The following is a 17,116-nucleotide window of genomic DNA, read 5'->3' as shown; positions in this document are numbered from 1 at the left end:
TAGGTTACCTATTTCAAAATAACTTGGGTATAATTGTTTTTGCCTAATAACACCTATAATTAAGATCTTTATCGTGAGTAAAAATAAAGTTTTACAACCAGATTTCAAACTATCATTTTTGTTACCAAAATACTGGTTAACTTGGATAGGTGTACTCATCATGTACTCTATCAGCTGGTTACCTTATAAATTGCAAATATTCTTAGGGCGTCAAATTGGTAAATTATTATTTAAGATAGGTTTGAGTCGAAAAAAAAGTTGCCGCTCGTAACTTAGAATTATGTTTTCCTGATATGCCTGAGCCTGAACGCGAACAATTGTTACGTAAAAACTTTGAAAGCACTGGTATAGCACTATTGGAAACAGGTATGGGTTGGTGGTGGCCAGATTGGCGTATAAAACGAAAGTTTACTGTCACTGGTTTAGAACATATTGAAAAAGCAAAAGCAGATGGCGATCACGTCTTTATTTTAGCAATGCATTATTTATGTGCTGAAATTATTGGTCGAGGTTTTGGTCATAGCCATCCATTGGTTATATTCTACCGCCCTCATAATAATCAACTTATGGAATTTTTTCAGTTCAGAGGTCGTGGTAGATCAAATAAATACATGCTTGGCAAAAAAGATGTTAAAGGTTTAATTAAAGCGATTAGAACGGGTGAGTCTAGTTTATATTTACCGGATCAAGATTATGGTCGAAACCGTAGTGTATTTGTTCCCTTTTTTAATGTTAAGGAAACAGCGACTACTACAGGCACCCTTATTTTTGCGCGCCAACCTAAAACTAAAACCTTTATGTTAATTCCACAGCGTAAAGATGATGGTAGTGGTTATACGGTTGAAATTACGCCAGCTTTAGATAACTTCCCAAGTGAAGATGATATTGAAGATACCACTCGTGTTAACCATGAAGTTGAAAAGGCAATTCTTCGTAAACCTGAACAATACATGTGGTTACATAGACGTTTTAAAACACGTGCTAATGAAACAGACCCAAGTTTGTATAAATAAAATTTGTTGGTTAAGGTATGACTTATCTAACGTTATTAATAAGTAAGGTGTTTTATGGGCTTTTGGATACGTAATATTATTTTTGGCTGCATTCTAGCCACTCTGGCCTATTTCTTTTTTTCCAATCAAGATTTACTTCTCTCCTTTGGCGATGACACAACAGCAAGCGCTAGCACACCGGTGGAAAAACTTGATACAGTTGCGACTGCCCAGAACATAGAAAAAGCACCTGAGGAAACACAAAAGAAAGAAAACAAAGCAGCAACAGGTTTATCTAAGTTCTATGCCAATATTAACGGCGATCCAAATGTAAAAAAACGTACCATACGTAACAATATTGTTTATTTACCTGAGCTTGAAAATGATTTAGAACTTTTGTTAGATGCTAGACAAAAGAATCGTTAGGCCTTATCCTAAAAATTGGCAAGGCTCTATTGAGTCACGTCCATTCAGGTTAGGTGAAACAATTGAAGAAAAGTTATCTGAATATGCCGAAAAAGAAAAGCTAGAAGTGTTTTGGCGACTTAATCGTGACTATGTTGTGAAAGATGCTTTTAGAATTAACAAAACTATTTTAAAAACAGCATTACAATTAGGACAAGGTATTAGCGGACACTTTCAAAATGGTGTATCTATCTACTTTTGTTATAGCTCTCGTTCTATTGTTGTTATTGAAGGAACAAAGTCGTATTTAAATGACCGTTGCTCTTTATTAAAGTCTAATTCAGGTTATTAATCCCTTAAGCTTTAAGTAAATCATTTCTTATAAAAAGCACTTAACTCAGCGAAACTAAATGCCGAACTAAGTGCTAAAATAACTAAACCCTGCATAAAAACTACAGTAAATATTTATTTGTAATTAACGATATATGTTGAGTAGTCTCTGAAAAATCACTCGATGTGAGCAAAGCATCCATACCTTGTAGCGTTGCTTTATGACCAAAGTCTCGTAAATGACAATAAGCATGGATCAAAGCATCTTTCTCTTCTTCAGTAATTAAAGAAAGTTTAGACAGCTCATTGAAAATATTAATATTATCTGAATAAAGACTTAAGCTTGGATATTCATTAGCGTTTAATAGTACTAAGTACTGCGCTAAGAATTCAATATCAACTAATCCCCCTTCTCCTTGTTTAATATCAATAGCTTCAGCTGTAGACTTATCTAAATGATTTTTCATCTTCTGACGCATACCAACAACATCTTTTTTAAGGCTGATGGGATCTCGTTTAGTTGAGACTATATTGCCTTTAATTTCGTTATAGCGTTTAACAAAAACATCGGTACCATAAATACATCGTGTGCGAGCAAGTGCTTGATGCTCCCATGTCCAGGCTTCTTTTTCTTGATATTCTTCGAAAGTATTAATATTCACAACCAACAAACCCGAATTACCTGAGGGTCTTAAACGCATATCTAGCTCGTACAACATTCCACTCGCCATATTGGTGTTACATATATGCATAATGCGTTGCGCGAGCTTGCCGTAAAATTGGCTAGCAGGTACTTCTTTACTACCGTTAGTCATATCGTTAGCTAAGCTGTTATGTAAGAAAACAAGGTCTAGATCTGAACCGTAACCTAGCTCTATACCGCCTAATTTCCCATACCCCACTACTGCAAAACCTTTATCATCAGAGCCTTCTGTAGAAAGTGGCTGACCAAAACGTTGAGTTACTTGCAACCAAGCGACATTAATCACTTCAGTTACAATACTTTCAGCAATAGCCGTTAAATGGTCACTTACTTTAGTAATAGGTAAAGCCCCAGATATATCAGCAGCCGCTAAACGTAAATGCTGTACTTGTTTGAACTGACGCAGCATGTTCATTTGTGCTTCAAGGTCATCTTCAGGAATACGCAGCATGGCTTCTCTTAATTCTGCACCATAGCTTTTCTCTGAAGGTGGATTATTTAAAAGCTCAGGATCAATTAGTTCATCCAGTAGAATCGGGTATTTAGCAATGTGCTCTGTAACCCATAGGCTTGAACGACATAATTTTATAAGATGCTTGAGTGCGCCTTCATTCTCATTCAATAATTCAAGATAAGCAGTACGAGTAATGATCTTATTGAAAATAGATAACACTCTGTCCAACGTGGTATCGACTGCATTTTCTTCATTTAAAAAATACAGTAGCAAAGGCATCAATTTATCTAAGGTTTGACGACCTCGATTACCAATACCTTTTTTCGTTAAGTCATCTCGAAAGTGACTAATTTGCTTCCACACGTTTTCTACTTGCCACGTGTTATTCACTTGACTGATCCAAGCACAGCTTTCTTCATGATCCCAATCACTGTCCCACAAAGTTACCCAATGAGAATCTTTGATATGATCATGCGAACTTTCCTCGCCAATAAGTGCGATAAATTCTTTATGAACACCATACATATGCACTTTTAATTGTGCTAAAAATAGTGGCCATGTGGTTAAACTGTCTTGTTCTAATGCGGCCAAAATTCGCATTCTATCGAGTTCAGAGTCAGGTAATGTTTGTGTTTGTTTATCATTAAGTGCCTGAATAATATTTTCAACGCGTCTTAAAAACACATAAGCTTCTCGGAGGATTAACATACTACTTTCAGGTACTTCGCCCTCCTCTACTAATAAAGGCAATACAGTGAGCACATTACGCTGTCTTAATGTTTTAACTTGTCCGCCTCGTATCAATTGAAATACTTGTACAATAAATTCAATTTCGCGAATACCGCCAGCACCAAGCTTAATATTATTAATAAGTTGTTTGCGTCTAACTTCTTGCGCGATCATGGTTTTCATACGTCGTAAGCTGTCAATAACACTAAAATCAATATAACGACGATAAACAAAAGGTTTAAGCAGCTTGTCTAATTGTTCTTGGTATTTACCTTCCCCAATTAATCGCGCTTTGAGCATGGCATAACGTTCCCAATCTCGACCTTGCTCTTGGTAATAGTCTTCCATTGCACTGAAGGTTAAAACTAATGGCCCACTTTCACCAAAAGGTCTTAAACGCATATCAACACGATACACAAAGCCATCGGCTGTTTTTTGATGAAGCGCAGTGATCAGCTTTTGACCTAAACGTGTAAAAAACTGCTGGTTGTCGATTGAGCGTCTTACACCTTTAGTTTCACCTGACTCAGGGTAAGCAAAAATTAAATCAATATCTGACGAAAAATTTAGCTCTTTTCCACCAAGCTTACCCATGGCGTACACGAGTAAAGGTATCGTTTCATCTTCACTGTTTTTAGGTTCGCCCCATTTTCCATAGCAAAATGTACTTAACCAATTTAGCGCGCCTTGTACTAATGCATCAGCCAATTCTGATAAGCGTTTTAATGACTCGGCTAATGGAAGATTTAAAACCAGATCTGCGGTTGCAATAGTAACCATTTCACGCAATCTAAATACTCTAAGTACGCGATGTAAATCATCTTCAGTAATACACGTTGCCGTTAGCTCGCTAAGTTGAAAGGCATAATTAGGCGTAGCTTCTTGATAAACATAATTTGATACAAATACATTAATAACAATGTCAGGGGCTTGTATTGCACTTGTTAAAATATAATCACTTAACATGAGTGCAGTTTTAAAGTGTTCTAGCTGATAAGATGTTAGTGGTTGTGTAGCATCGGGATGCTGAGAAGAAAATTGTAACCAACTTTTTTCTTGTTGCTCTATTAAACAGGTAGAAGTTACTTTTTTTACATGGCTATGCATCATATACTCCATCAATAAATTGCATATTTTTATCGAGTTATTTAAATCTAATGGATTAAATCTATTTGAACTTAGATAAAATTGAAAGTTAAAAGTGATTGTTTTACACGGTTGTTGATTTCTCGATATTATTTTTACAGTTAATTGGTTGAGTATTTATACAAGGTAAAAGTTTTTATCTTGTCATTAGCTCAAATAAAAGCTGAGAGTATTGAGCCAAATAAACATTAACAACAAGTCATTTTTGATAATTACAGATACTTGCTATGCGTTATTTATAAGCAGAATGAGAATAAACAATTCAAGTGCTTTATATTAGCATTAACATCTAAGTGATGGACATATTATGTCTAAACTGATATTAATGTACAATAACCATAGCACTTTTGAGGACCCTATGGCAGGAATGCAATACATAAAAACACTACTACTAGTACTCACTATTGGCTTAGTAGGATGTTCTGATCCATTAAACGATCAAATAATCCAACAAACAGCTATTTCTGAGGAACGAGTTGAGAAACTAGGTCAAGCATTAACAAGTGGTGGCGTTAGAAACGCGACACTTATTAGTCAATATGCTGAAAAAGTTCAACAACTAAAACCACAATTATCTCCCCTAATTAATGAGTTTAAAAAAGACGCTACCGTCAAAGGTCCAATGTACCTTGCGTTACTTGACCGATTAAACACCATTAAAACACAGCCTAATATGTTTGCTAGCAAACAAGCTATTTATGATGAACTACTTAATATTTATCAAGCGGCAGATACGACTTTATATTCAGATGCTTTGAGTGATCCTTTAAACGTATTAGCTGATATGTCTGATGGTCAGTTACCACGTATTAATTCCCTATCAAAAAATCAAAGTGCGCAAGCAAATAACGCACAAGATTTTGGTACAGGTGAGCAACTTATTGGTAATCCGAACTATGGTCAATGGAGTACGGGTAGCAATGGTATGTCATTTTGGGCATGGTATGGCATGTATTCTATGATGGGTGACATATTTGGTTCGCGCCGTACGTCATACAGTGATTGGGGTCGTAACAGAAACTATAGTTACTACAATGATTATGGAAGAAAGCGTTATAGCTCGCCTAGTCAGTTAAGTAAGCAAACATCGGTAGAAAACCGTACACGCAAAACATTTGAAAGCCGTGGACAAAAATTTACCAGTGCTTACAGTAAAAACCGTACCGGTTCATCTTCACTGTCTAGTCAAAGTAGAACTGCGCAAACCAGTGCGAATAAATTTAAGTCTACGAGCGCAGCAAAAAGCTCGTATTCAAAAAGTTCATCTAAAAACGCCAGTTTCAGAAATAGCTCAAGCTCTACTTCTCGTGGCTTTTCACGCGGTAAATAACGAGTAGAGAATAGGGAAAAATAATGAATACATTAATTGATATAACCAATCTAAACCAAGATTTACTTATTTACTTAGCCATTGATATTACAATCGCTATTTTATTACTGGGTGCTATGCGCTTTCTTTCAGGCTTTAGTGCGAAAGTAAATTCTACCGATGAACTATCTAAAGAAGATAACTTTGCTTTTGGTATAAGTGTTGCGGGTAGTGTCGCTGCTATGGGTATAGTATTAACGGGCGCAATTACAGGTGAAAGTGCTAGTAGCTATATGCTTGAAGCTGTAGGTATGTTGTCTTATGGGCTTTTTGGTTTAATTCTAATCAAAATTGGTCGTGTTGTTCACGACCGTATAGCGCTTAATCAAATTGATAAAACGGCACAAATTAAAGCTCATAATATTTCAGTAGGTATCGTTGATGCTGCGGGTGCAATTGCTACTGCGATTATCATTAAAGCGGTTTTACTTTGGGTACATGGATTAGATATAACGACTTTTGTGGCTATTGCTGCAGGTTTTGTTGTCTCTCAAGCCATGCTAGTGCTTGTTACACGTATTAAAGAAAAACAGTATGCTAATAATAACCAAGGTGATTGCCTACAAGAAGCTTTTGCTGATGGCCAAACTGCCTTAGCTATTCGTTATGCTGGTCAAGTGATTAGTACAGCACTAGCAGTTACAGCAGCAAGTCACTTTTTAACTTACTCACCTGACACTATCATTATGAATCTTCTAGGTTGGTTAGTGTTCAGTGTTATTATGACGGTATTAGTTTTTATACTAACAACCATAGCTAAAAAACTTGTTTTATGGGGTATTAACTTAGTAGAAGAAGTTGATCAGCAACATAACATTGGTGTAGCAAGCGTTGAAATGGCTATTAGTATTTCAATTGCATTGATCATGACAGGATTAATGGCATAGCAATCAAGCCTACCATCTAATAATGATAACCATGTCATCAATAAAGCCGTGTACAACTCACATTAATGTTGAGTTTATGCGGCTTATTTTTTTAAAAAACTTTATATAAGCCTTCATGAAACCTAATAAATCTTCTCTATTTTGGCACGACTCTTTTCTCATATTAGCTATGGCGATTCTTGCTGGTTGTGGACTGATATATGAATACCTACTCTCTCATTACGCTGGACGTGTATTAGGCGCGATGGAAAGTACTATCTATGCAATGATAGGTTTAATGATAGTTGCTATGGGTTTAGGTGCGTTTGCTGCTCGTAATATTAAGTGTGCTTTTAATGGTTTTGTATGGCTTGAATTAACTATTGCCATATTAGGTAGTTTATCGATTCTAATTATTGGTGGCTTTATCGCTATCACTCAAACCTTCCCGCTTATTATTTCTGATATGTTTTCACTACCACCTGATGCATTACCTCGTGGTGGAATATTCAAACAACTCAGTTTCGTCGCTTTTAACAGCCCTTATTTCTTTGGGTTTTTACTCGGCTTTTTTATTGGTATGGAAATACCGTTGATCGCACGAATACGTGAAGAGATACATGAAAAACATTTAAAAAATAACATAGGTACTATTTACGGAGCTGATTATATTGGCGCGGGTATTGGTGCAGCTATTTGGGTGTTATTTTTATTAACAATAGATATCAGTAAGGCCAGTGCCTTAACAGCAGCCTTAAATTTACTTGTAGGTACAATGTTCATCGCCTATTACTGGCATAAACTCAATTGGAAAAAAACAATTGTTAGCTTACATATCATATTGTTTATTATTGTCGGCGTTGTTTATCAGCAAGGTAACACTTGGTTAAATCAAATGAGTAACCTGCTATACATAGATAAAGTCGTTTATACCGACAAAACCCGATTCCAGCAATTAACATTTACACAGCGTTATATGGGTGCAGAACAATCAAACGTTATCAGCTTTTATCTTAATGGGCGTTTGCAGTTTACCTCTTCAGATGAGTTTATTTATCATAGTTATCTAGTTACTCCTGTTCTCGCTGGCTCAGCCAGACACGACAATATTTTAATTGTAGGTGGTGGTGACGGACTAGCCTTGCGTGATGTACTGCAATGGTCACCAGAGCATGTAACACTTATCGATTTAGACGACGAATTAATTGATATATTTACAACACCAGAAGACAAGCTACCTCCTAAATTAGCTAAGCATATAACCGAGCTTAACCAAAAAAGTTTACAAGATAAAAAGGTCAATGTAATAAAAAGTGATGCCTTTATTGCGATAGATGAGTTACTGGCTCAAGGCAAAGTATTTGATGCCATTATTGTTGATTTACCCGATCCTAGTCACCCTGATTTAAATAAGCTCTATTCAGTTAACTTTTATGCGCGACTGAAACAAATGCTCGCTGGGGATGGTCTTATTGGTGTTCAATCGACGAGTCCTTATCACGCAAAAAATTCTTTTATCTCTGTATTGAAAACATTAGAAGCAGCCAACTACTCTTCTGTTCAGCAATATCATGACAATGTACCCAGCTTTGGAGAATGGGGTTGGACCATAGCAAGTAAAATGGGCGCTAGTCCTCTGCAACGATTACAGGCTTTAGATACTTTACCTGTAGAGCATTTTTGGCTAACGTTACCTATGATTAAGAGTTCATTCGAATTTCCACATAATTTTTATCGTGAAAAAGAGACCATTCCGATCAATTATTTGGGAAGCCACGCTATTTACCAGTTACATCAGAATGCATGGCAAGATCAGCAAGGTTTGAATAACTCACACCTGCAGCAATAATTTATAAAATTAAAGTAATATAACCCCAGTTCGGGTTAAGCTATTTTACTCAATAATACTATTTAAGCGTTTATCTGCGTTATTTTTACGCCCAATAGCCAGCTATTGGTTTATAAAAATGCCTTGATAATCACATAAATCTCATCATTGAGAAGATATTTATGTTGCTAATCTGTACTTTTATTGAACAGATTTAGGTGATGACATTATAAATCAATAAGTTATAAAACCCATTAACCCGAACTGAGGTTAATATATTAAAAATAGTAAAAAACATGCTTGACATATTATGTCGAAGTGTTAAATTAACCTCATTGACATAATATGTCGATAGCAAAATCGTCTACTAACAATTCGATATTGCAAAGAATTAACATGAAGAGGAACAACATGAACATTCATACGATAGCAAACCACTTGAATACGATGGCCGACAATTCAGATACAGGAATGGTTTTTGATTGCCAACCTATTTCAGGTGAAGTTGATGTTTTACAAATCTCAGTGGTAGATCGTGAAGAATTACCTATTTTTTTATCAATATCAGATGATCAAGTTCTTTGCATTACCTACCTTTGGGGCGCAGAAGAAGTTAAGTCAGACAAGTTACACGAAATGCATGAAAGCATGTTAGAGATGAACATACCTATGCCATTATCGTCATTTTCAAAAATTGGCGACAAATATGTAATTTTCGGGGCTTTGTCAATTAACTCAACCTACGACGATATCGAGCATGAGCTCGCAGTTTTAAGTAATAATGCTGTTGAAATAATCGACGACATGAGTGAATTTTTAATTTAAACGACCACCTTATTATTAGGAGTAACAAAATGAGTATTTTCAAAAAGGTAATGACCGCTATCCGTGGTGGTGCGTCTGAAGTAGGTGAAGCTATTATCGATTCAAACGCTACACGCATTTTCGAACAAGAAATTCGTGACGCTGAAAATCACCTAACTAAAGCTAAACGTGATCTTACGGGTGTAATGGCACAACAAATGTCATCAAGCCGCGAAGTTGACCGCCTTAAGCGCGAAGTTACAGAGCATGAAGGTTATGCTGTTCAAGCACTTGATAAAGGTGATGAAACATTAGCACTAGCAGTAGCTGAGAAAATAGCATCTTTAGAAAGCGAATTAAGCAGCCAACAACAATCTTTAGATAGTTTTGAAGGCAGCGCTAATCGTTTAAAAGAATTAGTTAAGAAAAGTGAACGTCAAGTTGCTGAGCACAAACGTCAACTTTCTATGGTGAAAACTACTGAAAGTGTACAAAAAGCAACATCTGCAATTACAGATAACTTTTCGTCAAGTAACTCTAAATTATTAAGTGCTAAAGATTCTTTAGAACGTATTAAAGCAAAACAGCAAAAATTTGATGATCAAATGAAAGCCGCTGAAATACTAGAGTCTGAAAATTCTGATAACTCGCTTGAAGCTAAGTTAAAAGAAGCAGGTATTGGTGCAACTGATGCAAGCGCAAATTCAGTACTTGATCGTTTAAAAGCGAAACAAAAATAGGCTTAATACGTTAGCGTAAAATAAAAACGTAAATTAAGTAAATACTGAAACAATCGCTTGTTATGAAAATAACAGGCGATTTTTATGGTGGTGAGTATGGGATTTTTTAAGAACATTTTTAAAACTGAAAAAGAAGAACAACGTAAATTAACACACGCTAGTCAACTCAAAGTTAAAGATATTATTGTTCTTAGTGATAGCTTTGGTTTACCAGAAGCATTACGTGGTCAAGAGCTTCAAGTGTCGGCTATTAATAGTTATGAATATGAAAATAAAACAGAAACTGAATGGGTACTTCAAGGTACAAACAGTATTCAAATATTCCTAACATTGGATATTGACGACGAAACCTACCTTAAATTTTCATTAAAAATACAACATGCTGACGTTGAAACCCTATTTGTTCTAGATGACTTTTCAGCTATCTTTGACGAACCAGGCAATGCTTTTCTTGATAAGCAATCTGACAGCTTAACAACCTCTTCATGGAGTAGTGAACAATATCAACAGCACACATTTGCTCAAGTTGGCTATTTTCACAGAAAAGATAATCGAGTAGAATCACTTTCAGAGTATGAAGGTAAAGACGCAGGCGAACAGTTTGAGCTCTATGCGTTATTCGATAAAGACGAAAGCAGAGGTATTGATATTGAAGTATGGCAAGATGGCGATACTGAAGTATTTTTAACTTTATTTAGACCAACAACCGATATTACAGATATGTATCCAGGAAGCTAATTGTGGCGCGTAAAATACCTGAAAAATGGGAATCATCACTTAAAGCAGTAAAGGCCGTACAGGTCGCTTTTGACATGGATGAGAAGATCCAACTTGCCATTCGAAAAGAAGCATTAGAGGCAGGTTTTAGCCCTTCAGATCAAATACGCGACATTCTAGGCTTACCTACAAATAAACGTCCTAAACGCCCTCGTTTAACCGTTAGTTTAGCGCCTGCTGACTATGAATTGCTTGCAAAAAAATATAACCTATCTCCTGAGCAACAATTAGAAATCAAAAAAAGATTGATGGACGATCTCGTTACTCACGTTAATAATGATAAATAACTTATAGATTTAGGCGTATAAAAGAAGGTAATAAGCTGTGCTAATATTCGAATCAGTTATGGAAAAAACGCATTTATACCAAGTAGATAACTTTGGTGTTAAAAATTATAATTTTTTAGTATTAACTTTATTTCTTTTTTTAGTAATGGCCTGCCTTACGCTTTCATTGGGTCACATTACCTATATATATGAAATTGAAAATGCGAATTCTCCAGTAAAATCTTACGGTGATGCTATTTGGCTCATGGTAATGTCTGCTTCAACAATAGGTTTTGGCGATGTTTACCCTATCACTCTTATAGGTCGTATCGCTGTTTATACTATGTTTTTATTGGGTGTAGGGACATTAGGTACATTAGGTGCTATTTTTGCTAATCGTATTTTCGGCTTTGCAGATACTAATATTAAAAATAGAGAATTGCGTAAGCAAAATGCTGATATTTACGCTAAATTACTAGAGCTTGAAAAGAAAATTGATGAAATGAACAAACCTTAGGCTTCAATTCATTTCATCAAATAATGGGAAATGCGGTGAGATAATAAAAATACTCGAAGCGTTATTTCCCAGCAGCAAAGTTAACTAAGGTTTCATCAGACATTCTATAACCTACCCATTCATCTTGAGAAATAGCCCCGATAGATTCATAAAAATCACGCGATGGCTTATTCCAATCTAAACAACTCCATTCAAAACGACCACAACCTTTATCTAAAGCAATTTTTGCCATTTCTTGTAGGAGTAACTTACCCGCACCTTTACCTCTAGCATCGGCAGATACATAAAGATCTTCTAAATAAAGCCCTGGTTTTGCTAACCAAGTAGAGTAATTATAGAAATAAACAGCAATACCAATAGCTTTACCATCAAGCTCACAAATAAGTGCATTTACATGGCTATCATCAGAGAAAATACTCTCTGTTATAGTCGCTTCAGTAGCTAATACTTCATGCTCAGCTTTTTCATAAATAGCGAGCTCTCGAATAAAAAATAAGATAGTTGCCGCATCGTCTTTTACAGCAGTACGAATAGATAAATTACTCACACTATTACTCCTTTAATTAAAAACATTTATATAACTTAAGCTTTTTTAAAAATAACAAAATCATAGGAATAAAAAAGCATTTAAACGAGTTGTATTATATTACTCATCTAAATGTTTTTTAAATTAATAGATTATATTTCTATCAAACGTTGTTCAGGCTAATACAACCAATACGGTTCAGTAGACATGGCACTTTGCTTAGAGTGATCTAAGGCGTGTAATAAATTATCAACTTTGCTACTTTGCCAATTCACTAATTTTTCAGGCTGCTCTGGTAAACGTTTAAGTTGTTTTTGAATAAGCCACAAAACCTGTAGTTCATTAATTCCTTCTCGAATATCTAACCAAGGCGCTCTATATTTAGTACGCTCTTCTTCTTCAAATAAACCAGCAAACCAAATTCCAGTATGTAATGTGGTATTCAGCAATGGAGCATGTTCTAAATATTGATCGCTCGTTAGGGATTTAGCTTCAGACATTGCTTCCACTAACACATCTAAACTTTTAGATAACTGTTGAGTCGCAAAACTAACCATACGCGTATCATCAGCATTTTTAGTAAACAGCTTTTGATTAGGCATTAACATTTTAAGTATAGAAAGTTGTAGTAAATTAAAGCGTTGTGAATGAAAAATCTGTTTCACTTCATCAATATCAGGAAATCTTCTTTTTTCTAACTTTAATGCAGTAACCAAATCTTCACTGTAATTAATTTTTTTCCGGTAGTTACCTGTTTTATTCACTATCTCTTTCAAATAAATAAGATGTTCTACCCAAGAAAAAACACGTGAGAAATAAGCTAATTCATTTTTAACGTCAGTCAGCTCAGCGACGAGATGGTCTTCAAAAAATAAAAAACCATGCTCCATCAAAGAAAGTGTTTCTTTAATGACGGCTAATGCAGATAAAGCAGGTTTATCAATATAATAGTCAACTGATTTTTGTAAATGCCCCAAGGTATGAGTGAGTCCGCCAATAAAAGCATCGCTAATCTTATCACTACTCTTTATTGGTAATAAGGTAAGAGGAGAACACTTTGGTGTTGCTTTTACACCGCCCCATAAACCATAACCTCGTGCCGCTTTACTTTTTAAACCAGGTCTTAAATCTAATTCGGTTAGAAATAATTCAGCTAATTCAAATAGCTCAGACACATCACCACGAACAAGCTCTAGTTCAATCTCGCATATTGGATCAACTAAACCATTACTCGATACTTCACCAAGATCAAAAACAACTTCAACAACACCACTTCTAGCAGTATTAATCAGCCAAATGTGTCTTTTAAAGTCAGTTGTGAATAAAGAAACCAGCTGAGACTGAATACTTTGATGTTTCTGAGTAGGAGCCCATATTTCCGCAGGAAATAAACTTAGATCTGGTTGCTTTACTGTGATGGGAATATTGAATTCAGGTCTTTGATGTAAGCCACCAACCACCTTCCCTGCAGTTTTAATTGTTTGTTCGAGCAATCCGTCTTTTTCACGAATACGCAAACCCATATCATGTTTTCTTAGGTTTAAATCTGGGGTATCAAAATAACAATTACCAAGTTGAGTTGTACTTTCTATAAACTCAATATTATTTTTTGATAATAAAGATGAAATGATTTCTGTCGTGTTATTACTAAAAACTAAATATTTTAGCTCTATCTCTGTGGCCATGATGTCTCAAGTTAAGTCTTTTTAGTCGCTATATTGATCGATTTACATTAAAAACAAATCAAATAGCTCATGAATGACTACAATACAAAAGCTTGTACACATAGGCAATCTTTTTAAAATTGTAACCATATATTAAAATAGCCGAAAATAATTGTCTTTATACTTGCTATCAAAGTGGCAAAGCCCTAATATTTTCAGCCATTCTCGTTAAACTAAACTTTGGTTACCGTATGACATTGTCAAAACCTGTATTAACTTTCTTATTACTGATCATTTCATCAAGTATTTATTTACAAACAAACGCTCAAGCTAATACGACTCAAGGCTACATTTCTGATGAGCTTCCTATCTTTGTTCATTCAGGTCCTGGAAAGAATTATCGAATTTTAGGAACTGTTACTTCTGGTTCTGAAATTCAAATCACAGGTAACTCACGAGACGATTATTCCGAAGTGATTGATGATAAAGAACGTACGGTATGGTTAGAAAGTAAATATGTGTCATCTGAACCAGGCTTACGCGTTATTATTGCTCAGCTTAATAGTAAATTAGCTGATTTAGAAGGCAACTCAAGCTCAATATCAGAAAGCTTATTACGCGCAAATAAAAAAGTTGATCAATATAACAGTGAAAAAACACAGCTAAATAACGAAATATCTTCACTAAATAAAACCCTTAGCGAAGTATCATTGAAGCTTAAAGATCAAGATACGAGTATTAAGAAAGAATGGTTTTTTAATGGTGCTATCGTTTTATGTATAGGTTTGGTTTTAGGTTTAGTATTGCCAAGATTATCATCAAGTAAGAAAAGTAACATGGGAAGCTGGAAGTAAAAACCTTTCCCTCTACCCTACTGAGATAGAATACAGATCCTAATTACTGTATTCTATCTTCAATAAATAGGTAATCAAATTCCTTACCTCACTCATTTAAAGACTCTATTCACATTGAAAAAATATCTCTCTCTTATTGCATTATTATCTCTTCCTACTGTTGCTGAACCTTGGGTAGATACTTCAAATATATTTCTTAGAGCACAAATTCAATATTTGTCTGATGTTGGTATTATTAAAACACCAACGACTACCTATCCATTAATGTGGGGAGATATAGCAAAAGATTTGAGTAATGTGCCATATAGATCATTAAATGAAAATAGTGAAAATGCTTATCATTATGTAATGAATCAACTCAGATTAGCTAAACGTAATCAAAAAACGGTTGAATTGAATGCTGCATTAGAAGATAAAAGATTTACAAGTTTTGGTGATGATTTTAGAGATAAAAATAACATCAGCATCCATACAACATGGATGACAGATTCATTCGCGGTTAAGTTATCTACAAGCTATAACGCCTCACCTATTGATGGTGATAAAGTTCGTTATGACGGAAGTTACCTTGCTGGGTATATAGGTAATTGGGTTGTCTCTGTTGGTATGCAAGATCGCTGGTGGGGGCCAGGTTGGGATAGTAGCTTAGCTTTATCAAATAATGCCCGTCCTATTCCTGCTGTAGCACTATCACGTAAATCAGCTGAACCTTTTGTTATCCCATTTACTGATTATGGTATTCCATGGACAGTGACTTCTTTTATGGGGATGATGGATGATGATCGCGTTATTGAAGATACGCTTTTATGGGGCTTTCGTCTCAATTTCAAACCTTTCGAAAATCTAGAAGTAGGAATTAGCCGTTTAGCTCAATGGGGTGGTGAAGGTCGTCCTCAAAATGGCTCAACCTTTTGGAATGTATTCTTAGGTAAAGATAACTGTGGTGCTGGTGGTTTAGACTGCTCTGACAATCAAGAACCTGGTAACCAACAAGCTGGTTATGACTTACGCTATTCATTTAATATTTTTGATACGCCATTATCACTGTACGGACAATATTATGCAGAAGATGGTGATAATAATTCTTCGTTCGGCTTTTTAACACAACCTGTTACCTTAGTGGGTATAGACAGTCATATACGTCCATTTAATACACCTACTACCGTGTACATTGAATTTACAGATACATTCTCAGATTGTAATGATAATGATACTTTGAATATAGGTAATTGCTTTAATGAGCATCATATTTACCAAACAGGTATGCGTTATAACTTAAGAACAATTGGGCATATTTATGATAATGATGCTAAAGCTCTTGTATTCGGTGCTATGTCATCATTAGGTAAAGATACGCATTTTGAATTAAAATTACGAAAGTTACAGCTTAACTACGATAATTTAGATAAAGCGCCTAATAATCCAATAATAGGTAACCCTTTAAGCGCTATTGCAGAAGATATGTTCATGTTGTCAGCCAAAGTGCAACACAGTTATAAAAATTGGCGCTTTACGGTAGGTAGTTCATATAGCCAATCAACTTTTGAAAATAATATTGAAGACGATACAGATTTTAATGCTTATCTGAATATTGAATATAACTTATAAGTTAATAAATCATTACTTATTAAAGCTTCCAATAATCTAGTTTTTTCGCATCTTAAATTGTCTTAACAAATTCCAAGGATTTTTAATCGACTTTTGAGGTTGAGATATAACCTCATCAACAGCATTTAAAACTCGTTCAGATGAACTACCATCCTGATATGGATGTGTTTGTTGAATAAAGTTCTCAATATGACCCATCAATTCCTTAGGTTTTGTTAAACCTTGTTCAATGGAGCTTTCAAGTAATTCAGGCTCAGAAATATTGATAAGATAATCTTTCGGTGAAATGTTATTAAAAGTCACAACTGGCTTATTTAGTAATAAGAACATAAGTAATACTGATGAGGTATCACACACCATAAGGTCTGCTTCTTGTAAAAGTGGAATTACATTATCCGTTTCAATAAAGCTTAAGTATTCACTTTCAATAGACTTATATTTTTCAATGACTTCCTTAGGAATTTTAGGATGAAACTGAACAAGCCAACGATACTTTGCTGTTGTACTTAAACGTTTTATTTCTTCAAAAAGATGTGAT

The 17,116-nt window shown here is 35.1% G+C and carries 16 protein-coding genes and 1 pseudogene; 13 read left to right on the top strand and 4 right to left on the bottom strand.

Going from position 1 to position 17,116, the window contains the following annotated elements:
* Window positions 1-73 precede the first annotated feature (73 nt).
* From lpxL to ACPUVN_RS00310, 3 genes and pseudogenes are all read left to right on the top strand, one after another.
* A pseudogene (gene lpxL, locus ACPUVN_RS00320) lies at window positions 74-1,013 on the top strand (LpxL/LpxP family Kdo(2)-lipid IV(A) lauroyl/palmitoleoyl acyltransferase).
* A gap of 54 nt (window positions 1,014-1,067) precedes the next feature.
* A complete protein-coding gene (locus ACPUVN_RS00315; protein ID WP_426369726.1) occupies window positions 1,068-1,418 on the top strand; it encodes a hypothetical protein in 351 nt (116 codons plus the stop codon).
* A complete protein-coding gene (locus ACPUVN_RS00310) occupies window positions 1,396-1,749 on the top strand; it encodes a TcpQ domain-containing protein (protein ID WP_426369725.1) in 354 nt (117 codons plus the stop codon). Before ACPUVN_RS00315 ends, ACPUVN_RS00310 begins: the two co-directional genes overlap by 23 nt.
* Window positions 1,750-1,849: 100 nt before the next feature.
* On the opposite strand, the gene glnE is transcribed toward ACPUVN_RS00310, so the two are convergent.
* Complete coding sequence (gene glnE / locus ACPUVN_RS00305; protein WP_426369724.1) at window positions 1,850-4,720, bottom strand: bifunctional [glutamate--ammonia ligase]-adenylyl-L-tyrosine phosphorylase/[glutamate--ammonia-ligase] adenylyltransferase; 2,871 nt, start codon at window positions 4,718-4,720, stop codon at window positions 1,850-1,852.
* Window positions 4,721-5,066: 346 nt separating this feature from the next.
* On the opposite strand from glnE, the gene ACPUVN_RS00300 reads away from it, so the two are divergent.
* The 8 genes from ACPUVN_RS00300 (at window position 5,067) to ACPUVN_RS00265 (ending at window position 11,926) form a co-directional block, all read left to right on the top strand.
* Window positions 5,067-6,089, top strand: a complete 1,023-nt coding sequence (locus tag ACPUVN_RS00300; protein ID WP_426369723.1) for a hypothetical protein — start codon at window positions 5,067-5,069, stop codon at window positions 6,087-6,089.
* 23 nt (window positions 6,090-6,112) lie between these two features.
* Complete coding sequence (locus ACPUVN_RS00295) at window positions 6,113-7,015, top strand: DUF350 domain-containing protein (RefSeq protein ID WP_426358569.1); 903 nt, start codon at window positions 6,113-6,115, stop codon at window positions 7,013-7,015.
* Window positions 7,016-7,130: 115 nt separating this feature from the next.
* The gene (locus ACPUVN_RS00290) at window positions 7,131-8,843 is read left to right on the top strand and encodes a polyamine aminopropyltransferase (RefSeq protein WP_426358570.1); all 1,713 of its coding nucleotides are present in this window, start codon (window positions 7,131-7,133) and stop codon (window positions 8,841-8,843) included.
* A gap of 390 nt (window positions 8,844-9,233) precedes the next feature.
* On the top strand, window positions 9,234-9,647 hold the full coding sequence (locus tag ACPUVN_RS00285; RefSeq protein ID WP_426358571.1) for a YjfI family protein: 414 nt from the start codon (window positions 9,234-9,236) through the stop codon (window positions 9,645-9,647).
* 29 nt (window positions 9,648-9,676) lie between these two features.
* Complete coding sequence (locus ACPUVN_RS00280) at window positions 9,677-10,366, top strand: PspA/IM30 family protein (RefSeq protein ID WP_426358572.1); 690 nt, start codon at window positions 9,677-9,679, stop codon at window positions 10,364-10,366.
* 96 nt (window positions 10,367-10,462) lie between these two features.
* Window positions 10,463-11,104, top strand: coding sequence for a hypothetical protein (locus ACPUVN_RS00275; protein WP_426358573.1), 642 nt, complete (start codon window positions 10,463-10,465; stop codon window positions 11,102-11,104).
* A gap of 2 nt (window positions 11,105-11,106) precedes the next feature.
* Window positions 11,107-11,430: a hypothetical protein gene (locus tag ACPUVN_RS00270; RefSeq protein WP_426358574.1), complete on the top strand. Its 324-nt coding sequence runs from the start codon at window positions 11,107-11,109 to the stop codon at window positions 11,428-11,430.
* 37 nt (window positions 11,431-11,467) lie between these two features.
* The gene (locus tag ACPUVN_RS00265; protein ID WP_426358575.1) at window positions 11,468-11,926 is read left to right on the top strand and encodes a potassium channel family protein; all 459 of its coding nucleotides are present in this window, start codon (window positions 11,468-11,470) and stop codon (window positions 11,924-11,926) included.
* A 61-nt stretch (window positions 11,927-11,987) separates the two neighbouring features.
* Here ACPUVN_RS00265 and ACPUVN_RS00260 read toward each other — a convergent pair whose 3' ends face one another.
* Window positions 11,988-12,473 carry a GNAT family N-acetyltransferase gene (locus ACPUVN_RS00260; protein ID WP_426369722.1) on the bottom strand — a complete coding sequence of 162 codons (486 nt, stop codon included), beginning with the start codon at window positions 12,471-12,473 and terminating at the stop codon, window positions 11,988-11,990.
* Between the two features lie 158 nt (window positions 12,474-12,631).
* Window positions 12,632-14,137, bottom strand: coding sequence for a CYTH domain-containing protein (locus ACPUVN_RS00255; RefSeq protein ID WP_426358577.1), 1,506 nt, complete (start codon window positions 14,135-14,137; stop codon window positions 12,632-12,634).
* 230 nt (window positions 14,138-14,367) lie between these two features.
* On the opposite strand from ACPUVN_RS00255, the gene ACPUVN_RS00250 reads away from it, so the two are divergent.
* The gene (locus tag ACPUVN_RS00250) at window positions 14,368-14,970 is read left to right on the top strand and encodes a TIGR04211 family SH3 domain-containing protein (RefSeq protein WP_426369721.1); all 603 of its coding nucleotides are present in this window, start codon (window positions 14,368-14,370) and stop codon (window positions 14,968-14,970) included.
* A gap of 114 nt (window positions 14,971-15,084) precedes the next feature.
* A complete protein-coding gene (locus ACPUVN_RS00245; RefSeq protein ID WP_426358579.1) occupies window positions 15,085-16,578 on the top strand; it encodes a capsule assembly Wzi family protein in 1,494 nt (497 codons plus the stop codon).
* Window positions 16,579-16,614: 36 nt separating this feature from the next.
* On the opposite strand, the gene ACPUVN_RS00240 is transcribed toward ACPUVN_RS00245, so the two are convergent.
* The gene (locus ACPUVN_RS00240; protein WP_426360596.1) at window positions 16,615-17,097 is read right to left on the bottom strand and encodes a CDP-glycerol glycerophosphotransferase family protein; all 483 of its coding nucleotides are present in this window, start codon (window positions 17,095-17,097) and stop codon (window positions 16,615-16,617) included.
* Window positions 17,098-17,116 lie beyond the last annotated feature (19 nt).

It is taken from the genome of Pseudocolwellia antarctica (genome assembly GCF_049933045.1).
In the GTDB taxonomy this organism is placed as follows: Bacteria; Pseudomonadota; Gammaproteobacteria; order Enterobacterales; family Alteromonadaceae; genus Pseudocolwellia.
Note: the sequence above shows the minus strand (reverse complement) of the source record. Positions and strands in the feature narration are given on the sequence as shown.

Excerpts from the sequence above, each read along its gene's own strand:
- ACPUVN_RS00315 (WP_426369726.1), top strand. The coding sequence starts at position 1,068 with ATGGGCTTTTGGATACGTAATATTATTTTTGGCTGCATTCTAGCCACT.
- ACPUVN_RS00310 (WP_426369725.1), top strand. The coding sequence starts at position 1,396 with ATGCTAGACAAAAGAATCGTTAGGCCTTATCCTAAAAATTGGCAAGGC.
- glnE (WP_426369724.1), bottom strand. The coding sequence starts at position 4,720 with ATGCATAGCCATGTAAAAAAAGTAACTTCTACCTGTTTAATAGAGCAA.
- ACPUVN_RS00300 (WP_426369723.1), top strand. The coding sequence starts at position 5,067 with ATGTCTAAACTGATATTAATGTACAATAACCATAGCACTTTTGAGGAC.
- ACPUVN_RS00295 (WP_426358569.1), top strand. The coding sequence starts at position 6,113 with ATGAATACATTAATTGATATAACCAATCTAAACCAAGATTTACTTATT.
- ACPUVN_RS00290 (WP_426358570.1), top strand. The coding sequence starts at position 7,131 with ATGAAACCTAATAAATCTTCTCTATTTTGGCACGACTCTTTTCTCATA.
- ACPUVN_RS00285 (WP_426358571.1), top strand. The coding sequence starts at position 9,234 with ATGAACATTCATACGATAGCAAACCACTTGAATACGATGGCCGACAAT.
- ACPUVN_RS00280 (WP_426358572.1), top strand. The coding sequence starts at position 9,677 with ATGAGTATTTTCAAAAAGGTAATGACCGCTATCCGTGGTGGTGCGTCT.
- ACPUVN_RS00275 (WP_426358573.1), top strand. The coding sequence starts at position 10,463 with ATGGGATTTTTTAAGAACATTTTTAAAACTGAAAAAGAAGAACAACGT.
- ACPUVN_RS00255 (WP_426358577.1), bottom strand. The coding sequence starts at position 14,137 with ATGGCCACAGAGATAGAGCTAAAATATTTAGTTTTTAGTAATAACACG.
- ACPUVN_RS00250 (WP_426369721.1), top strand. The coding sequence starts at position 14,368 with ATGACATTGTCAAAACCTGTATTAACTTTCTTATTACTGATCATTTCA.